Annotated in this window: 16 protein-coding genes; 4 read left to right on the forward strand and 12 right to left on the reverse strand. The window is 66.0% G+C overall.

All coding sequences use genetic code 11. The features are described 5' to 3' along the window. The first annotated feature begins 56 nt into the window (after positions 1-56). The 4 genes from G3T36_RS01720 (at position 57) to G3T36_RS01735 (ending at position 5,136) form a co-directional block, all read left to right on the forward strand. Positions 57-2,072, forward strand: coding sequence for a cell wall-binding repeat-containing protein (locus G3T36_RS01720; RefSeq protein ID WP_163287685.1), 2,016 nt, complete (start codon positions 57-59; stop codon positions 2,070-2,072). Between the two features lie 66 nt (positions 2,073-2,138). Beyond that, positions 2,139-3,407: an NAD(P) transhydrogenase subunit alpha gene (locus G3T36_RS01725; RefSeq protein ID WP_205244985.1), complete on the forward strand. Its 1,269-nt coding sequence runs from the start codon at positions 2,139-2,141 to the stop codon at positions 3,405-3,407. Then, positions 3,404-3,724 carry a proton-translocating transhydrogenase family protein gene (locus G3T36_RS01730; RefSeq protein ID WP_163287686.1) on the forward strand — a complete coding sequence of 107 codons (321 nt, stop codon included), beginning with the start codon at positions 3,404-3,406 and terminating at the stop codon, positions 3,722-3,724. Before G3T36_RS01725 ends, G3T36_RS01730 begins: the two co-directional genes overlap by 4 nt. Next, positions 3,721-5,136, forward strand: a complete 1,416-nt coding sequence (locus G3T36_RS01735; protein ID WP_163287687.1) for an NAD(P)(+) transhydrogenase (Re/Si-specific) subunit beta — start codon at positions 3,721-3,723, stop codon at positions 5,134-5,136. The genes G3T36_RS01730 and G3T36_RS01735 overlap by 4 nt, the downstream gene beginning before the upstream one ends. A 67-nt stretch (positions 5,137-5,203) precedes the next feature. Here the strand turns inward: G3T36_RS01735 and G3T36_RS01740 are convergent, their stop codons facing one another. From G3T36_RS01740 to G3T36_RS01795, 12 genes are all read right to left on the reverse strand, one after another. After that, positions 5,204-6,481, reverse strand: coding sequence for an MFS transporter (locus G3T36_RS01740; protein ID WP_163287688.1), 1,278 nt, complete (start codon positions 6,479-6,481; stop codon positions 5,204-5,206). Then, positions 6,478-7,596 (reverse strand): JmjC domain-containing protein, encoded by a 1,119-nt coding sequence (locus tag G3T36_RS01745; protein WP_163287689.1) that lies wholly within the window; start codon positions 7,594-7,596, stop codon positions 6,478-6,480. The genes G3T36_RS01740 and G3T36_RS01745 overlap by 4 nt, the downstream gene beginning before the upstream one ends. After that, the gene (locus G3T36_RS01750; RefSeq protein ID WP_163287690.1) at positions 7,593-8,855 is read right to left on the reverse strand and encodes an ABC transporter substrate-binding protein; all 1,263 of its coding nucleotides are present in this window, start codon (positions 8,853-8,855) and stop codon (positions 7,593-7,595) included. The genes G3T36_RS01745 and G3T36_RS01750 overlap by 4 nt, the downstream gene beginning before the upstream one ends. Continuing rightward, a complete protein-coding gene (locus G3T36_RS01755) occupies positions 8,852-9,811 on the reverse strand; it encodes a ThiF family adenylyltransferase (protein ID WP_163287691.1) in 960 nt (319 codons plus the stop codon). The genes G3T36_RS01750 and G3T36_RS01755 overlap by 4 nt, the downstream gene beginning before the upstream one ends. A 738-nt stretch (positions 9,812-10,549) precedes the next feature. Continuing rightward, on the reverse strand, positions 10,550-10,804 hold the full coding sequence (locus tag G3T36_RS01760; RefSeq protein WP_163287692.1) for a DUF6457 domain-containing protein: 255 nt from the start codon (positions 10,802-10,804) through the stop codon (positions 10,550-10,552). 35 nt (positions 10,805-10,839) lie between these two features. Beyond that, the gene (locus tag G3T36_RS01765; protein ID WP_163287693.1) at positions 10,840-12,687 is read right to left on the reverse strand and encodes an NTP transferase domain-containing protein; all 1,848 of its coding nucleotides are present in this window, start codon (positions 12,685-12,687) and stop codon (positions 10,840-10,842) included. 6 nt (positions 12,688-12,693) lie between these two features. Beyond that, entirely contained in the window at positions 12,694-14,982 is a 2,289-nt protein-coding gene (locus G3T36_RS01770) for an FdhF/YdeP family oxidoreductase (protein ID WP_163287694.1), read from the reverse strand. Continuing rightward, positions 14,979-15,836 carry a formate dehydrogenase accessory sulfurtransferase FdhD gene (gene fdhD, locus G3T36_RS01775; protein WP_163287695.1) on the reverse strand — a complete coding sequence of 286 codons (858 nt, stop codon included), beginning with the start codon at positions 15,834-15,836 and terminating at the stop codon, positions 14,979-14,981. The genes G3T36_RS01770 and fdhD overlap by 4 nt, the downstream gene beginning before the upstream one ends. 33 nt (positions 15,837-15,869) lie before the next feature. Further along, positions 15,870-16,229: a DUF488 domain-containing protein gene (locus G3T36_RS01780; protein ID WP_163287696.1), complete on the reverse strand. Its 360-nt coding sequence runs from the start codon at positions 16,227-16,229 to the stop codon at positions 15,870-15,872. Positions 16,230-16,311: 82 nt separating this feature from the next. Beyond that, complete coding sequence (locus G3T36_RS01785; RefSeq protein ID WP_240148295.1) at positions 16,312-17,511, reverse strand: ice-binding family protein; 1,200 nt, start codon at positions 17,509-17,511, stop codon at positions 16,312-16,314. 123 nt (positions 17,512-17,634) lie between these two features. Next, the gene (locus G3T36_RS01790) at positions 17,635-18,546 is read right to left on the reverse strand and encodes an alpha/beta hydrolase (RefSeq protein WP_163287698.1); all 912 of its coding nucleotides are present in this window, start codon (positions 18,544-18,546) and stop codon (positions 17,635-17,637) included. A gap of 15 nt (positions 18,547-18,561) precedes the next feature. Continuing rightward, positions 18,562-19,086, reverse strand: coding sequence for a beta-class carbonic anhydrase (locus tag G3T36_RS01795; protein WP_163287699.1), 525 nt, complete (start codon positions 19,084-19,086; stop codon positions 18,562-18,564). Positions 19,087-19,141: the final 55 nt, after the last annotated feature.

Raw genomic sequence — 19,141 nt, forward strand, 5'->3', positions numbered from 1 at the left:
GCTAGAGTCTTCGAGCGGGTGCGATCGGTCTCCCGATATCGAGTGGAGATCGTCCCATGCGCAGTCGCACGCTGCTCGCCGCTGTCGTGGCGCTCGCGCTGACGCTTCCCGTCGCGGTCACCGTTCCGGGCCTCGCCGACGCTTCGCCTGCCGCCGCAACGCCGGCGCCTGTCGCAGCCTTCCCCGCCGGGGTGACGCGCCTGAGCGGCCAGAGTCGTTACGAGACCGCCGTCGCGGTCTCCCAGCGGTACTCCCCCGGGGTCTCTGTCGCGTTCGTCGCGACCGGCGCCGATTTTCCGGATGCGCTCTCAGCGGCCGCCGCCGCAGCCCAGCTCGGCGGCCCCCTCCTGCTGACCCAGCCCACGCAGGTGCCCGCATCCGTCACCACCGAGCTCGGCCGCCTCAAACCCCAGCGCATCTACGTCGTGGGCGGCACCGGCGTCGTGAGCGCCGGCGTCGCCACGGCCCTGTCCCGCATCGCGCCGACCCAGCGTCTCGCCGGAGCCGACCGCTACGCCACGGCCGACGCGATCATCCGCACCGCCTTCGCGAGCGCAGACCATGCGATCATCGCGACGGGTCGATCGTTCCCCGACGCGCTCGCCGCCACCGGAGCCGCCGGAGCGCGGCACGCACCGATCATCCTCGTCGACGGAACCCAGCCCACCGTCTCGAAGACCACCCTCGACCGTCTCGCCACGATCGGGGCGACCACGATCAGCATCGCGGGCGGCGCATCCGTCGTCTCGTCGGGCATCCAGGCTCAGCTCACGCGGGCAGGGATGACCGTGACCCGCTACGGAGGCGCCACTCGATACGAGACAGCCGCCCTGCTCAATGCGGCCTACTTCGCGGCGGGCTCATCGTCGACCTCGTTCCTGGCCACCGGCCTCGACTTCGCGGATGCGCTCGCAGCGGGAGCCCTCGCCGGCGGCCTTGCAGCGCCCCTCGAACTGAGCGCCCGAACGTGCGTCGATCCGGTCGTCGGCGATCAGCTCGGCACGCTCGCCGCCACCAGCAGTGTCGTCCTGGGTGGCCCGGCGGTGGTCTCGCAGGCCGCCGCGCTGAACACGCGCTGCGTGTACCCGATCGTGAGCGAACCGCTCACGGGCTGGGCCACGTCGGGGTTCACCCTCTCGGGCACGGCCGAACTCCCGTACTCCGACGCGCCACCGGTCGACGTGCACAACCCGTCGATCAAGGTCGACTCGACCGGTCTGCTGATCTACCTGCGGCACGACAACGGGGCACGTGCCGACCATCCGGTCGGCTACGCCCAGTACGGCATCTCTGCGCTGCTCGAGTACCAGAAGACGGGTGACAAGCTGTGGCTCGCCCGCGCCATCCGGCAGGCCCAGCAGCTGATCGCCATCCACACCGTGAGGAACGGCTCGTGGTGGTTCCCCTACCGGTTCCCGTGGACCTATTACGAACGCACGCTCACGACTCCGTGGTATTCGGGCATGGCCCAGGGCCAGGCGCTCTCGCTGTTCGTCCGTCTCGCGGAGGCGACAAGCGACCCCGCGTGGGACGACGCGGCCACCCATACGGCGACGAGCTTCACCCAGCAGCACTCTACGACCGCACCATGGGCCAGCCTCGAGATCGACCACCACCTGTACTTCGAGGAGTACGCCGGCAACCAGCCACCTCTTCTCGTGCTGAACGGGCACATCTTCGCCATTTTCGGCCTCTACGACTACTGGCGCCACACCGGCGACGCGACCGCCGCCGCCCTCATCGACGGTGGCGCGACCACGGTGCTCGAGCGGATGCTCCCCGCTGTGCGCGTCGAATCCGGAGTGTCCTACTACTGCGTGCAGGCCGACTACTGCCAGAGCCCGCTCTGGCAGAACCAGCATTACCACCCCATCGTCTCGTGGCAGATGGACACGCTGGCGAGCATCACCGGCGACGCCCGCTACACGACCTGGGCCCAGCAGCTGCGCGACGACTGGTCTCCGATCGTCCCGTTCTCGCTCGCGCCGCGCATGGCACCCGTGCCCGGCCCCGCACCGGCACCGCAGCCGGCACCGCAGGACCAGGCGCCCGACCTCGGCACCTGGTGGTAGGTTCCCCGCGCAATTCGGGCTAGCGCTTCACACCGTGGTGCCGCGCTTGCACCTTATGCTGCTGCTATGACGTCGATGGAGCGTAACGGTCTGGAAGATCTGCAGGCGTGCCTGACGATCGGCGTCCTTCGTGAGACGGCACCCGGCGAGCGGCGCGTCGCCCTCGACCCGGACGTGGCCGGGGAGTTCCTGCGGGACGGTCATCGCGTACTCATCGAGAGCGGAGCGGGCGAGCAGGGCGGGTGGACCGACGCCGCGTACGCCGCGGTCGGCGCGACCTCCGCGTCACGCGCCGACGTGATCGAGCGCGCAGACGTACTCGCGGCCGTGCGTCGGCCCCCGGACGACGTGACCGCGGCCCTGCGCGACGGCCAGGGCCTCGTCGGACTCCTCGATCCGCTGCAGAATCTCGAGCTGATGGAGTCCCTCTGCCGCCGCGGTGTCACCGTTGCGGCGTTCGAACTGCTTCCGCGCACGCTGAGTCGTGCGCAGTCGATGGATGCACTGAGCTCCCAGTCCGCGGCCGCCGGGTACCGCGCGGCGATCGTGGCAGCGGAGGCGTTCGGCGGCTTCTTCCCGATGATGATCACGGCTGCAGGAACCGCGCGGCCCGCCCGCGTCCTCGTCATCGGAGCCGGGGTCGCCGGCCTCCAGGCCCTCAGCACGGCACGACGTCTGGGCGCCGTGGTGACCGGCTACGACGTCCGGCCGGCTTCGCGGGGGGAGGTCGAGTCGGTGGGCGCCTCCTTCGCGACTTCGTCGGTCGCGGAGGGCGCCGGTTCTGGCGGCTATGCGCGGGCCATGACCGCCGACGAGCTGGCCGCGCAACAGCAGGAGCTGACCCAGCTGGTCGCGAAGTTCGACGTGGTGATCACGACGGCGAAAGTGCCGGGTCGGCGCCCACCCGTGCTCGTTCCGCAGGAGGCGCTGGCGTCGCTCGCCCGCGGATCGGTCTGCGTCGACCTGGCGTGCGGCCCCCTGGGTGGGAACGTCCACGGTTCGGTCGACGGGCAGCGCATCGTCGATTCGAGCGGTGTGACCATCATCGGCAGCAGCGACCTCGCTGCGACGATCCCCACAGCGGCGTCGCGGATGTACGCGAAGAACGTCCACGCACTCGTGACGACGTTGACGCACGAAGGCCGCCTCGACCCCGACCTCGACGACGAACTCCAACGCAGCGTCGTCGTCTGCAGGAAGGGTGAGATCGTGAGCCCGTCGATGCGGCAGGCGATGGCGCAGTCCGGCCCTCCGATCTCGACGCCGGCCCCATCGCAGTCGCAGTCGCCAACGGAGTCCCCGTCGGAATCGCAGTCGGAAGGAGTGCGATCGTGAGCACAGAGCTCTTCACCGGAATCACGGTGTTCGTCCTGGCACTGCTCGTCGGATTCGAGGTGATCAGCAAGATCCCGTCGACGCTGCACACCCCGATGATGTCGGGCGCCAACGCCATCCACGGCGTCGTGATCGTCGGAGCGATCCTCACGGCGACCGCCGCCGACACCCCGGTCGGCTATCTGCTAGCCGGGATCGCGTCCGCGTTCGCCGCTGCCAACGTGGTCGGCGGTTACCTCGTGACCGACCGGATGCTGCGCATGTTCCGGGCACCGAAGGCGGGCCGCGCGGTCGAGGCGAAGGAGAACGCGAAGTGACGCCACTCGAGCTCGGGACGGGGCTGGCCTACCTGGCAGCGGCCGTCGGCTTCGTCGTCGGTCTGCACCTCATGCGGACACCGTCGACGGCCCGGCGCGGAAACCTGCTGTCGGCCACCGGTATGGCCGTCGCCATCGTCGCCACCCTGGTGCTCGCGATCAGCGGCTCGTCGACGCCCACCGGCTGGATCGTCCTGGCCGTCGGCATCGCGATCGGAAGCGTGGCCGGCGTGCTCGGGGCCACACGCGTGAAAATGACCGCGATCCCCCAACTGGTCAGCTTGTTCAACGCCGTCGGCGGCGGGGCGGCCGCGGCGATCGCGCTGGCCGAGATCCTGAGGGCTCCCGCGAGTTCGCCGCTGGCGCTGAGTGTGTCGATCCCCATCGTGCTCGACGTTCTGATCGGCTCCGTGACGTTCTCCGGCTCCCTGATCGCGGCGGGCAAGCTGCAGGGCGTCGTCTCCGGGAGGAGCATCCGTTTCTTCGGATCCCGCCTCCTCAACGTGGTCGCGATCGTCGTCGCGCTCGCGGCCTCGCTGGCGACCATCCTGCTTCCGGTCGGACCGGTCGCCGTGGTCGGCCTGCTCGTCGCCGCACTCGCGTTCGGGGTGCTGATGGTCCTCCCCATCGGCGGCGCGGATGCTCCCGTCGTCGTCTCCCTCCTCAACGCGTTCACCGGCCTCGCCGTCGCTATGGCCGGGTTCGTGATCGGAAACGAGGCGATGATCATCGCGGGCGCGCTCGTGGGGGCGGCGGGAACCATCCTGACCCTCCAGATGGCCGCGGCGATGAACCGGTCGGTGGCGAACATCATCGTCGGCGGCTTCGGAGCCGGCCCCGGCGGATCCGCGTCCGATTCCGACGATGCCGCCGCTGACGTACGCAGCCTGAGCGCGGACGACGTGGCCATCCAGCTCGCCTACGCACAGCACGTGATCATCGTTCCCGGATACGGCCTGGCGGCAAGCCAGGCACAGCATGAGGTCGCCGAACTCGCGGAGTTGCTGGAGCAACACGGAATCGACGTGAAGTACGCCATCCATCCCGTCGCCGGCCGGATGCCCGGGCACATGAACGTCCTCCTCGCCGAGGTCGCCGTTCCCTACGATGACCTTCTCCAGCTCGAGGAGGCCAACCGCGCGTTCGAGAACTGTGACGTGGCACTCGTGGTCGGAGCGAACGACGTCACCAACCCGGCCGCGCGACGTTCGGGCAACCCGGTCTCCGGGATGCCCATCCTCGACGTCGACCATGCGAGATCGGTGGTCGTGCTCAAGCGGTCGATGTCGCCGGGCTATGCGGGCATCCCGAACGAGCTCTTCGGCCTTCCGAAGACCGGCATGTACTTCGCCGAGGCCAAACAGGGGCTCACCCAGCTGATCGGCGCTGTGAAGCAGTACGTCACGTCGTGACCGGCTGGCTCCTCCCGTTTCAGGAACTTTGGGACTCGGGCGCGCCAACCGCCCTAGCTGTTGCTCATCAACCTTCCCTCGGCACCGCCACTTCGGGCAGGCGCGGTAGTTCCCTGACCGCACGTGCCGCAATAACCCATATAGCGGAAGTAAGAACTCCTAACGCGGAGATCGTTAGAACGGCGCCGGTGGGAAGGAAGAACGTCAGGACTCCGGCAAGCGCGGCTCCAACCGGGTCAATGCCCCACGTGAGAACCCGACTTGCCGCAGAGACCCTCCCGAGAGTCCGTTCCGGAACGAGCACTTGTTTGAGCGTCTCTGTGCCGGTGATGTTGATCATGACGCAGGATGCCCAGAACCCGAGCGAAAGGCCAAGGAGCGCGACATTCAAAAATGGTTGGCTGGGGGCAAGAAGAAGCATTCCGAGGCCGGCGAACGCCGGTAACGCGAACGTCACGGTTAGGACGGCGATCGGTCGGAACCGATTCCACATACGCGGCGCAATGCTCATGGTGGCGAGGCCCAATAGGCCCCCGAGTGCACCCGCTATTCCAATTTCTGCCGGGGACATAGTTCCGGACCGCAGCGCATGGGTGATGTAGATCGCTTGGATGGCCGTGGTGAAGAGGTTGAAGTGCGCGATCGACAGGTTCACCGGCCATATGACCGGGTTGAGGTAGAGCTGACAGAACCCCGAACTTAGAGAGCGGGCGTAGCTCCTGACCGTGAGCCGTGCGGCTCGCTCGGGGGCAGCCTCGCGGATGCGACTCAGGGTGATTGCGGATGCGAGGTAGCTGACGGCATCGGCAATGAAGAGTGCGAGTGGCGAGAATACGTGCAAAAGGATTCCCGCCGTTGCTCCGGCACCAATATCCCCGGCCGAGCGGATTCCCGAGACCCAGGTGTTTGCGCTGGGTAGTGTCGAGCGCGGGGTGATTCCGAGAAGCAGTGCCGAGAACGCACTGTCGTACAGACCGGTCAGCCCCGAGATGAGGCCGGCCGCGATTACGAGTGCGAGCAACGACAGGCTGTGCATGAGGAAAAGAGCTGCAACTGCCGCGAGTAAGACTGCGCGCAGCAAAGACATGAGTGACATGAATCGTGTTCGTCGGCTTCTGTCTGTCCACGGCCCGAGAAGTCCGAGGAAGACCAGAGTGCCGAGTCCGGCTGCCGTGTTGATCCACGCCACGTCCGCGGCAGACGCGTGCAGTGTCTGCAACGCGACGATGGGCATGGCGAACAGGGTCAACTGACTGCCGAAAAACGAGATCGCTTCACTCCACCACAACCGGGCGAAATCGCGGGTCCACAGCACTTCTGGCGGCCCGACGATCGGCTCCGTCATGCGGGAACCGCAGCCGAGACCCTGACCGCCCCCCGCCCAATGAGGTGGAACAGGATCTCCCTGAGTTCGTCGTCCGCCGAATCGATCAGAACAGAGTTGTAGACCGCGAGCCTTTCCGACAGATAGCCAGTTGCCGGCCCCACCTTCATTGTGAAGTCGGGGAACTCAAGGACGTATCCATCCTCGATCCTGCTGACCTTCAGTTCGGTTCGTAGGGATACGTTAAGTGACCGAGCAGCGAGGCTGTCCCACGAACCGAACGGCAGCTCGCATGTGATGTCATCGTGCGCGGAGCGTAACCTGTCAATCGGGCTCGATTCAAACGTACGAAGAATGTCCGCCGCGGACAGCTCCCCATCGGCGTTCCACGGCTGAAGTCGGTTGAGCGAGGGTGACGAGGCTGCGAGGGCAATCAGGGATTGGTTCAAAATGTCACGAACTCGGGGGCGTTCGACGGAAAACGTGATGTGGGTAGAAAGGTTGTGTTGGGCTGTCGCAACACGCGGGGTCCCGGCTGGCATGTAGAACATGTCGCCGGGCTGTAGTAGACGAGGAGCGATCTGCTGCATTTGATCGTTAAATGGAAACCCGCTGGCAGTCGCAACTTCCTGTCGTTGCGCCAAGTCGATGATCCAACTCTTGGTGCCAGACGTTTGGACGACGAAGACGTCTTCCTCGTCTGTGTGGGGGCTGAGACCTTGTCGTCCCGGCCCTGTTACGTAGGCGGTGGCGGTAGCAGGCAACCTCAGCGAGTCTGTCAACGTGTCACAGATTTCTCGGACAGGCGTCGAGAGGTATTCAAGTGAGTCGACCGTGATCGTTGCCCCTCGCGTGAGCCATTTCGCAACCTGTTCTGCATCGATTCCGTCTTGGACGTTCTGCGTACCAACTCGGCGAGGCGTTGTGAACTCTCTCTCTGGCACAGCCTTGCCCCCTAGAGCAACTCGTACTTGCGGGTGCCGGACCACCAATGGATTGCTCAGGAACGACCCCAGGCGGGCTGGGGAGATCAAACCGTGTGCGGCTGTCGCCGGGATGGAGCCTTCGGTGAACTGTTCGGAAGCTCGTTCCGCTGCCAGCGAGACGATCTTTTCGGCTATTTGTGATGGATTCATGTGCTGCAGTTTCCCTTTGTCAGTTGTTTGAAGTCGAACCAGCCGCTACGCGGCATGTTGATTGGACTTCTTGAACGAAAACGCGGACGCAGGCGCCCGATCACGCGTCTGCGGAGCGTCTGATCGAGCGAAATCTCCGCAGCACGAGCGCACTCTCGGCGGGCCGTGTCTGATTCCATTTCCCACAAACTCGAAGCGACTTCTTTGAGTGCGTCGGGCGCCGGGATGGACCCTCGCGCGATAAGCAGGCTCTCGACTTGGAGACCGAGTGTGTCCGGAAACTGCGTGGCGTGGATCTGCAATGAGAAGCCAGCCTTAGGTGGGCCGGCAAGCATCGTTGAATACGAAACTGGCGTAGGCACGAGACGTTTGTCTGAGGCTCTCGCCAGCTGAACGGCCGTCTCGCGATTCGGGGGAAACTCGGTGTAGAACAAGGGCCAGCGTCCAGCCGGCAAGGTTGACTTCTCGGCGTTCTTCCCCGGTGTGAATGGATATGAGGAGAATCGCGACACCGTTGGCTCGATTCCGGCGGGGGCGTTACGATCAAGCCCTATCGAGTCAAGGATGCGGTTGGCCGCCTCCTGCGGCACTCCTGGTCCCGCAGCCAGGATGACGAACATATCTAGCCCGGGCGTGGCCAGGAACGGGCCGGGGTCGTCCTGATCCCAAAACTTTGGTGGGACACCAATACCCCACCCGATGTCGAGCGTGCCGGATAAGAATCGGCGACGCCCTTCAGCTCGCGAGCTGGTCGTGACGAGCTCTATCACATCCGAGTTGCCATCACGGGGGACGAGAGTGGCTCGATTTTCCCTGACCCATGACAGTGCGTAAGCCCCAGATGAGTGTTTGCGCCGTCGTGGCGCAAGTGTTGGGTTCGCGAGCGCACGATCCAGAATTGCGATGCGCTGTCGCGTCGTCACCTTCAGTGTGCGACCGTCCAACACGTCGCACCTTTTGATGAGGGCCGCGATCCACGACCCTCGCGGCTGCTGCGCAATCCTAAACAACCTTTTAGCGACATCGTCTGCCGTTACAGGGTCCCCAGTGCCCCAGGTGGCGTCGTCCGCAAGCCGAAACACCCAAGCTCGATCATCAATCTTGTCGTGTACGGAGAGCAGGTCGGGCACCAGTGACAATGCATCCTCCCTGAAGAGTGGACGATGCAGTTGTCGATCGAGAAGATGACCGGTGAACTCTCGCGATGAAAGATAGGTTGAGGGCCGAGTGTCGATTTCGATTGCGATTGTTTGCGTCATAGTTGCACCTGATCGACCCGCGTTGAGGTCGGGGCGCCATCGGGCGAACGCAGAATTACGAGCGGCCTCTGAAAGTCCACCCGCCCGGTAATCCCAGCGATGTGGTGCAGAATTTGGTCCGCCGCGATCGTCGCGGGGATTGTGTTCGATGGACCGTGTGATGCAAGAAATGGTGCCCTGGGTATCGCAGGATTAACCCGGAGCGCCTCCCGAGGGCTGTTCGAGCTAACGCTCGGATCGAACACCTGGGAGACCAACGACCTGTCGAGACCCACCGTCGCCAGGACCGCAGGCACACCAGCGGCCCAAGCAGAATCGAGAATCTGCATGGATGAGTCAATGGAAGGTCTATCTACCGCCGCGAGGACAAAATCAACTCCACGGAACAAGAGCCTTCGTTGGTCGGACGATTCGGGGTTCCAGCTCTCTGCCAGTACGGAAACATCCCCGCAGCTCTCTCGTTTTGTCACATACAGTCGCGCTTCTTCAACCTTGAGAGCGCCCACGGCGCTAGCCGAGTAGATGAATTGACGATTCAGGTTTGACGCGTCGACAATGTCTGCATCGAGCAGCCGAAAGTTGCACACGCCCGCGCCAACTAGGTGCTGCAGCGCAACGCTGCCGACGCCCCCGACGCCGGCAATCGCCACCGTTGCCGCGCGGAGCCTTGAGACCGCCGATCCCGCATCGTCAGTGAAAGCCCGCCAATACTGCACCTGCCGGTCTTGGCCTGGCGAGGGAGAGATCGCAACAGGCCGAAGCGCGCCGCGACTGACCAGTTCATTTCGCAAATCTTCTAGATCTGGCTGTGCGCCGTGGCGCCATCCCTGAAGAAGTTCGAGCACCATTGCCAATTGGCCCGGAAGTAGCTTTATCGAAAGTGTCGACGTCTCTGAGCTCAGAACGAGCGGATTGTGGCCTCTTATGGACCATGCCGGATTGAGTGAAAGTTCCATGATTTCCTCAAGATGGGGTGCGCGGAGTACCGCGCACCCCATTGATTCGCGGCTAGCTACTAGCTGCGGTGGACAATGAGCGTGTCGATGTCGATCGACGCTTCTTCGATCTCAAACGAAGTGGTCTCCATGGTTCACCTCCCTTTCCGAAATGCGCTGTTGCCTGCTTGACCACAGCGGGGTCTATAGGTGAACTGGTTACAGGACTCGCGGAGACGATCTGAACCACCTAATGCCCAATCTCCTTGTCGAGGGGCCAGTTCTTGGTATCCCGGACTATGCGTCCATCTCCGTGCCGCTCATAACGAGAGACGCATATTGCAGCGATCCATTACGCCAAGTGGTCGTCGTTTATGTTCGCTACCAACGTTTGATGTGCGATCTCCACGGCCCCCACCTGAATAGGCAACTATGCGCAGAGTCGTGTCGAGGTGATTGTCGTTCGTCGTACAAGTGCCCGGTTAGCCGGTAATAGCCGACCTTGCTGAGACAGGTTCCCGCGGTCTTTTGCGAACCGATACTCACACTGCTGGACCGAATCTATTCGGCCTGCTCTTCGGGTGTCAGCCACGGTTCCGTATTTAGAGCTAGCGGGCTGATCACGATGGCTGGACCCTACAGGGGCGCCTGACCGACAATCGACCTAAGCGCCCAAGGTTAACGCTCAAGCAGTCGCATAGCGTCACGTCGTGACCGGCTGGCTCCCGCATCCGTTCTTAATTCAGGAACTTCGGCGCCCTACTCAGTACCCTCGTCCGGCCAGGCAGCCGCGAAGGCGCGCCCGCGCTCGAGGATCGCGGCCTGCTCGCCCGCATCCGCCTTCGCCAACCCGGCGGCGTAGCCCGCGACGTACGCCGAGAGGGGCGCCGCCGGTCGCTGGACCGCGTGTGCGGCGTCCCGCGCGAGGTCGAGGATCGCGGGGATCAGGTCGGGCGGGATGCGGCAGTCGAGCTCCTCAGCGAGCGCCGCCAGCCAGTCTTCCAGCGAGGTCATGGCAGATCCTTTCGGCGTTGGCGGGGGTTGCGGGGTCACGGCCGGCTCCAGGCGAGGGGAAGAGCCGGCAGCCGGTCCTCCTGCGATGCGCCCCCCTGCGGCAGGATGGCGACAGTGTCGGCCAGGGCGAGGCCCCGCACCATCCCGGAGTCCGCCCACCCTGTCGGCTTCGCGCGCCCATCGGGGCCGAAGGCGCATGGCACGAGGAGCGACCCTTGTCGCGGATTCGGGATGTCAGCAGCGAGCCGGATCAGCGGAAGCCGCGTGAGGGGACGACCCAGCATTCCCTCCACCATCGGGCCCAGCAGCACGAGGGCGGCCAGCATCGCTGCGAGCGGGTTCCCCGGCAGGCAGATCGCGACCGTCCCTCGCTGGAGCACCGCAACCAGCGCCGGTCTGCCGGGCCGCATGGCGATTCCATCGATCACGACGCGGACGCCCATCGACTCCAGAACGCCACGGGTGTGATCGGCGGTGCCTATGGAGGTCCCGCCGGTGACGATGATGAGGTCGCCCGCGCTCCGCTCGATGGCCGCGCGGATGTCCGCAGTCTGGTCGCGCACCTGCCCGACACTGCCGCTGCGAGCGCCCGCACCTTCGATCAGCGGGACGAGCTGCGGCGTGAGGGCATCCCGGATCCGCCCGGCGCCCGAAGCGCCCGAGGCTACCAGCTCATCGCCGACCACGACGAGGTCGACCGTCGGCGGCACCCGCACCGGCAGGTCGTCGCAGCCACAGGCTGCCGCGAACCCGAGCCTCGGTGGCGTGAGGACTTCGCCGCGATGCAACACGACCTCCCCCACCGCGGCTTCCTCTCCCGCGGGGCGGATGTGGTGCCCCTCACGCGGGTCGCCCAGCCCCGGTCGCAGGGAGAGCTCCCACTCGCCGGCGCCGGTCCCAACAGGCGCGACGACCCCATCCTCGGAGCGCACCACGGCCCACGTGCCCGCAGGCACTTCCGCGCCGGTCATGATCGGGGATGCGCATCCCGGCTCCAGAGACCGGTGCCGCACATCGTCACCCGCGTGGATCGGCTCGCCCAGGCGCCACGGCCAGTTACCGGCCACCGCCCATCCGTCCATCGCCGAGTTGGCGAACGCGGGAACCGGCGACGGCGAGGTCACGTCGTCGGCGAGGGTGAGCCCCGCGGCAGCTGCGAGCCCGGCGCGGTGTACGGACGCGGGACGGGCGGCGCCGAGTTCGTGGGCCAGGAGTCGCGCATCCGCGATCGACGGCGCCTGCGCCGGTGCCGTCACGGATGCGGTCGCGGGGGCCGTCGCCGGAAGCTCGATCCCCAGCGCCTGAGCCTGCTCAGGCGTATCAACGTCGGCTGACGCGTATCCGTCATCCGGGAGCTCCACAAGGCTCAACGGCTCGAGAAGCCGTTTCATCGAGATGTTCGCCACATCGCCGATGCCGTCGCGCGAAGCCCGCAGCGCGGACACCCGATAGAGGCCGACCAGCAATTGCCGCCGGGACTCCTGGTCGATCGGCACCACTCCGTCGGCGTCCGGATGCCGCTCAGCGCCCGCCAGGAGCGCCCCCGTCAGCTCGGCGGAACGCACGACGTCGCAGGCGAGCACGAACACCCACGTCGCCGTCGAACCCGCTTCGGCGAGCGCGTCGACCCCGGCCATCACCGCGCTGGCGGGACCGGAGAACATCGGCTCCTCCCTGACTACGCGGACACCTGAGGGCACGGCCGCGGTGGCCGGATCGCCCACGACGACGCGATGGGATGCAGATGCGGCCGCTGCGAGAGCGCGCTCGATCAACGTGCGTCCTTCGTACACGAGCGCACCCTTGTCGCGACCGCCCAGGCGCACTGCCCGGCCACCGGCGAGGATGATCGCATCCACATCGGCCGTTGTGAAGGTTGGCAACCCGCCCTACCCCACCGGCTCGAGACGTACGAGGATCGCCTTCGACACGGGCGTATTACTGCGGTCGGCGGCGCTGGCGAGCGGGACCAGGACGTTGGCTTCGGGATAGTACGCTGCCGCGCATCCCTTCGCCGTCGGATACGAGACCACCCGGTAGTTGCGGAGCACGCGGTCGGGTTCGCCCTCCCACTCGCTGAAGATGTCGACGCGCTGACCGTCCGCCAGGCCCAGTTCTGCGATGTCGTCAGGGTTGACGAAGATCACGTCGCGGCCCTTCCTGATGCCCCGGTAGCGGTCGTTGAGGCTGTAGATCGTCGTGTTGAACTGGTCGTGGGCGCGCACGGTCTGCAGGATCAGGCGACCTTCCGGGCGCACGACGGGTTCGAGCCGGTTGACGGTGATCATCGCCTTGCCGGTCGCGGTGTTGAAGGTGCGGGAGTCCCTCGGCCCGTTGGGCAGGACGAACCCGCCTTTGCGGCGCACATCGGTGTTGAAGTTCTCGAACCCGGGCACGACATGGCTGATGTGCTCGCGGATGATGTCGTAGTCGCCTTCGAAACCGGCCCAGTCGATGCCGTACCTGTCGCCGAGGGTGGCGCGCGCGAGCCGGCACACGATCGCGATCTCCGAGAGGATGTTCGGGGCGACCGGCGGGATGCGACCGTGCGACCCGTGCACGGCGCACACGCTGTCCTCGACCGAAACGAACTGCGCGCCCGTCTCCTGGATGTCCACCTCGGTCCGGCCCAGCGTCGGCAGGATCAGCGCCGCCTTGCCGGTGACCACGTGCGAACGGTTGAGCTTCGTCGACACCTGCACCGACAGGTCGGTGCCGCGCATGGCCGCTTCCGCCGCCGCCGTGTCCGAGATTGCGCTGACGAAATTGCCGCCCATCGCGATGAAGACGGAGATGTCGCCGCGCTGCATCCCCTCGATCGTGTGAAGCGAATCCGTGCCGTGTTTTCGTGGCGGGTTGAAGCCGAACTCGTGCTCGAGCGCATCCAGGAACCGCTCCGGCATCTGCTCCCAGATGCCCATCGTGCGATCGCCCTGCACGTTGCTGTGACCGCGGATCGGGGATGCTCCGGCCCCGGGCTTGCCGATGTTGCCGCGCAGCAGCAGCAGGTTGATCAGCTCCCGGAGGGTCTCGACCGCCTTCTTCTGCTGGGTCAGCCCCATCGCCCACGTGATGATCGTCCGATCCGCCCGGATGTAGCGGTCGGCGAGTTCGTCGATCTCCGCAGACGTCAGGCCGGTCGCCGTGAGGACGTCGGCCTCGTCCAACTCGGCCAGGTGCGCCTTCAACTCGTCCAGCCCCTGCGTGTATGTGTCGAGGAAGTCGTGGTCGAGCACCGTTCCCGGGTTGGCGTCTTCCGCCTCGAGCACCCGCTTCCCGACCGCCTGCAGGAGCGCCATGTCTCCGCCCGACCGAATCTGCAGGAACTGGTCCGCCAGCGCGGTCCCGTGACCGACCAGACCGCGCACCGTCTGCGGATTCTTGTAGCGGATGAGGCCGGCCTCCGGCAGCGGATTCACCGCGACGATCGACGCGCCCGACCGTTTCGCATCTTCGAGCGCCGTGAGCATCCGCGGATGGTTGGTTCCGGGGTTCTGGCCCATGATGATGATCAGGTCGGTGTGCTCGAAGTCGTCGTAGGCGATCGTGGACTTGCCGATGCCGATCGTCTCGGTGAGGGCGGTGCCCGTCGACTCGTGGCACATGTTCGAGCAGTCCGGCAGGTTGTTGGTGCCGAACGCGCGCACGAACAACTGGTAGAGGAAAGCGGTCTCGTTGGCAGTGCGGCCGCTGGTGTAGAACGCTGCACGATCCGGCGTGTCGAGGCCGTTGAGCGTCTCGGCGACGAGCCGGAACGCTTCATCCCAGGAAACCGGGTGGTAATGGTCTTCGCCGGCCGGCCTGTAGACCGGCTCGACGAGGCGCCCCTGCATGCCCAGCCAGTACTCGGACTTGTCGAGCAGGTCGGTGACGGAGTATTCGCCCCAGAAGCTCGTCGGCACGGTGACCGGGGTGGCCTCCCAGGTGACTGCCTTCGCCCCGTTCTCGCAGAACTCCAGCGTCTTGCGTTTGTCGGGATCCGGCCACGCACAGCTCATGCAGTCGAAGCCGTCCTTCTGGTTGATCGAGGTGAGCAGCTTCGCCGTGCGCGCCGGTCCGAGCTTGACGAATGCGGGCTCCAGCGAATGGAAGATCCCGGGGATGCCGACCGCGTCATCCGCTTTCGGACCGACCGTGAGGTCCGGGTAGGCCGAGCCGTCGTCGAGAGGCTTCGTCATGCGGTCACCTTCTCTGCAGCCTCGGTTGCGACGATGCGCTCCTCGGAGCTGTACACGACCATCGAATTGCCGCGAAGGAAGCCGACCACGGTCATCCCGATCTCCGCCGCGAGCTCGATCGCCAGCGATGACGGGGCGGACACCGCAGCCAGGAGCGGGATGCCCGCCATCGACGCCTTCTGGGCCAGCTCGAAACTCGCGCGGCCCGACACCATCAGCACCATGCCGCGCAACGGCAGGAGGTCGTTCGTGACCGCCCAGCCGATCACCTTGTCGACCGCGTTGTGGCGCCCGACATCCTCGCGCAGCACCAGGAGTTCACCGCTCGTCCCATCGAACAGTGCGGCAGCGTGAAGGCCGCCGGTCTTGTCGAACACGTCCTGGCCGGCCCGCAGTCGGTCGGGAAAGGTGACGAGCAGCTCGGCCGGTACGCGCAACGCGTCGTCTCGCACCGGATGCGCCGACAGGGTTCGCACCGCGTCGATGCTCGCCTTGCCGCACAGGCCGCACGAGCTGGTCGTGTAGAAGTTGCGTTCGAGGCTCGGGTCGGGGGCGGCCACCCCCGGGCCCAGGGTGACGTCGAGCACGTTGTAGGTGTTCTCACCGCCGGGGGTCGTACTCGCGCAATACCGTGCGGCACCGAAGTGCTCGCTGCGTGCGATCACTCCTTCAGACGCGAGGAATCCGGCGGCGAGTTCGAAATCGTGGCCGGGAGTGCGCATGGTGATGGCGAGCGGCGTGCCGCCCACCCGGATCTCGAGCGGCTCCTCGACCGCGAGGACGTCCTCGCGGCGTGAGGGAGCCGAGCCCACGGATATCCGGGTGACGCGGCGTCGCGACGTGATCCTGCCCATGATCCACCCTTCAGCTGAGGCAATCCTCCGTCGTCACACGGCCGGAGGCAACTCGCGCAGGTAATCGGCGAGGACGATGGCGTGGTTGTGCGCTTCGTCGTGCGCCGCGTACACCAGCGTGGTCTCCGGATGCTCGCCGATGACGGCGTGAAGGTCGTCGACAGCGCCGTTGTGTTCGAGCTCTGCCCGGTAGCGCACGCGGAACTCGGCGAAGCGCTCCGGCTCGTGGTTGAACCATTCGCGCAACGCCGGCGTCGGGGCCACATCCTTCGCCCACAGGTCGATCGCGGCGCGGGCTTTCGAGACTCCACGCGGCCACAGCCGGTCCACGAGCACCCGGTAGCCGTCGGCCGGTTCTGCGGGCTCGTAGACCCGCTTCAGGAGGATCGGCATGGCTCCACGTTAGCCGCCACGGCCCCAGTAGTACCGCGCACCTCGGGCGATAGCCGATACACGTTTGCCCGGAGCCGGACGTTCAGGCGCGGTGCAGTGCCCGACGGCGTGACCGGCCGAAGGCGAGAACCGCGCCGAGCGAGACGAGCGACAGTCCGACGATCCCCGGAAGCACGACGTTCGTGCCCGTATCCGCCAGCTGACCGGACGCTGCAGGGGCGGCAACGGCGGCCACCGGCACCGCACCTGCAGGTGCTGGAGCTGCCGGTGCTGCAGCGGTGTCGACGGTGTAGATCGCCGAGACGTTGGGCAGAGTGCCGTTCGAAGCGGTGATCGTGAAGTTCGCACTGCCCACGGCTGTGGGCGTACCTGAGATCAGGCCGGTCGACGTGTTCAGCTTGAGTCCGGCGGGAAGTGCACCGGCGGTGACCGCGAAGGTCGGCGCAGGCGTGCCGGTCGCGGTAACAGTGAACGAGTACGGCGTGCCGGCGGTTGCGCCTGTCGGTGCGCCGGAGGTGATCGCGGGCCCTCCGGTGGCGACGGTCGATCCCGGAGGCGCGCAGCCTGTCGGCACTGTGACGACGTTGTCGTCGAGAGTGACCGCGCCGTTGTCGGCCAGAAGGCGGCCGGCGATGGTCGCGCCATGGACGGCAGTAATCGACTGGCTGGCCATGATGGTGCCGACGAAGGCTGAGGAACTGGCCAGGGTGGCCGAACTGCCGACCTTCCAGAACACGTTGCAGGACGACGCCCCGCCGGTCATGGTGATCGTGCTGGCGGATGCGGTGATCAGCGTGCTCGCGGCCTGGAACACCCAGACCGAATTCGCGCTTCCGGCGAGGGTCAGATTGCCGGTCAATGACAGCGCGCCACCTGAATACACGCCGGGTGTCAGTGACTTCCCGCCCAGCTCCCCGAGACCGGAGGTTGTGGGTGTCAGACCTGCTGCAGTGTTGAACGCGGTGGTGAGATCTGTCTGAGCCTGCCCGGCGACCGTGTCCGTCGCATGGATCGTGCCGGTGAGGGTGCCTGCGGGCGGTCCGCCGAATCCGGTGATCGAGGTGCCAGGGCTGACGCCGACGTCGCCGTTGATCACGGATGGACCCGTGTTCGTCACAGCGCTTGCACCGAGGACGCCGAAAGTCGTGGCGTTGCCGAGACCGATAGGGCCGTTGATGACGGTGGCAGCCTGAGCGCCGCCGCTGCCGAGAAGAGCGATCGCGCCTCCGAGCGCGATCGTCACGATCAGGAGGCCAGGGCGAAATGAGTTGGACGTGTGCATCTTCAAGGAGCGATCCCTCAATCGGGAAAGGCTTCGGAACAGAATGCGATACAGCTCGGTCTACCTCTACTACCCGATGTCTACCATGACAATCACGAGTCGCCTAGCGAAACGCAAGAACTCTCAGTCTCGAGGCCCGAGTCGTTCTCTCAGAAACACTCCGATCCGTTCAGTCGCTTCGGCGGCCTCTGGGGTACCGAGCATCAACTGGTAGACGTGAGGGAGTCCCTCTCCGATCTCGAGCCTCACATCGACCCCCGCCTCGGTCGCAGCATGAGCCAGTCGTTCCGCGTCGCTGAGCAGCAGATCGGCGGTGCCCACTTGCACGAGCATGGGAGGAAGACCCGCGAGACCTGCGAAGAGCGGCGACGCGAGGGGCGTTCGGGGATCAGCCCCCGCCAGGTAGTCGTCCGCAAGACCGCGCAGCAGCGACGGGGTGGAGATCGGATCCTGATCGACACGCTCGGTCATTGACCGGCCCGAACTCGTGAGGTCCACGGTCGGTGACATCAGCACAGCGGCGGCGGGAAGCTCCTCTCCGGCGTCTCGTGTCGCGACGAGCAATGCTACGGCCAGGCCTCCCCCGGCAGAGTCTCCTGCAACGGCCAGGGAGCGCGAGCTCACCCGTTGGTCGCTGTACAGCCACCGCCAGACGACCAGCACGTCCTCGATGGCAGCGGGGAACGGATGCTCGGGAGACAGCCGATACTCCGGGAACAGCACGCGCATCCCGGCGGCCCGGCCAAGGCGCGCGGCCAGTTCACCGTCGCTGTGCAGCGACCCGAATTGATAGCCGCCGCCATGCAGGAAAAGCAGGACCCGATCGATGTCCACTCCGGGCGCATCGAGCCAGTGCGCGGGCACCCCGCCGGCGATCACCTCCTCGACGACCACGTCATCGGGAATCGGGTGGGTAGAGCCCGCCGGGGCGAAGGTGGCCCGGGTCTGCTCCACGGTCGCTGGCGGCTGTTCGGCACTCGCAATCTGCCGTTCCTTCAGCGCCTGCATCACGTCCCGCATGGCGTGACTGGGCATCTCGGTCGCCGCCGGCTAGTCCGGCTGTCCTGCGGCGGACTCCTCGTGCACCTCAGTCAGCCGACGCGTCGCCAGGTCGTAGACGAATCCCCTGACCGGCACCTCCGGCGAGATCCACGGATGTGACCGGACCTTCTGCACCTGCTCCCGGGTGTTCTGCTCCGGGTCGGTGAAGCTGTAGAACCTGGCGGGCGCGATCGGTGACATCCCGGTCTCGCGACGGAGCCTGTCCTCCAGTTCCCCGTCCGTGAAAGTGGTCAACCCGCAGCCATCGTGGTTGATGATCATAATCTCCGTGGTGCCCAGAACTCGTGTGGAGATGACGAGGGACCGAACCGAGTCGTCGTCGATGACGGTGCCGACATTCCTGATCATGTCGACGTCGGCGTCAGCCAGTCCGAGCATCCGCAGGATGCCGGAAAGCCGGGGATCCGCACACGTGACGATCGCGATCCGCGGTGCCGGTGGCTTGGCGCGGTCTGGATCGTTGTCGTCGGCGAGGCTTTCATTGGCGCTCAGCGCATCGTCGATGAGGCTCATGACCTTCTTGCTCCTGTCTGGTTCGATGACTTCGCGCAAGGAAAGTGGGAAATGT

This window comes from Leifsonia tongyongensis (genome assembly GCF_010686705.1).
In the GTDB taxonomy this organism is placed as follows: Bacteria; Actinomycetota; Actinomycetes; order Actinomycetales; family Microbacteriaceae; genus Diaminobutyricibacter; species Diaminobutyricibacter tongyongensis.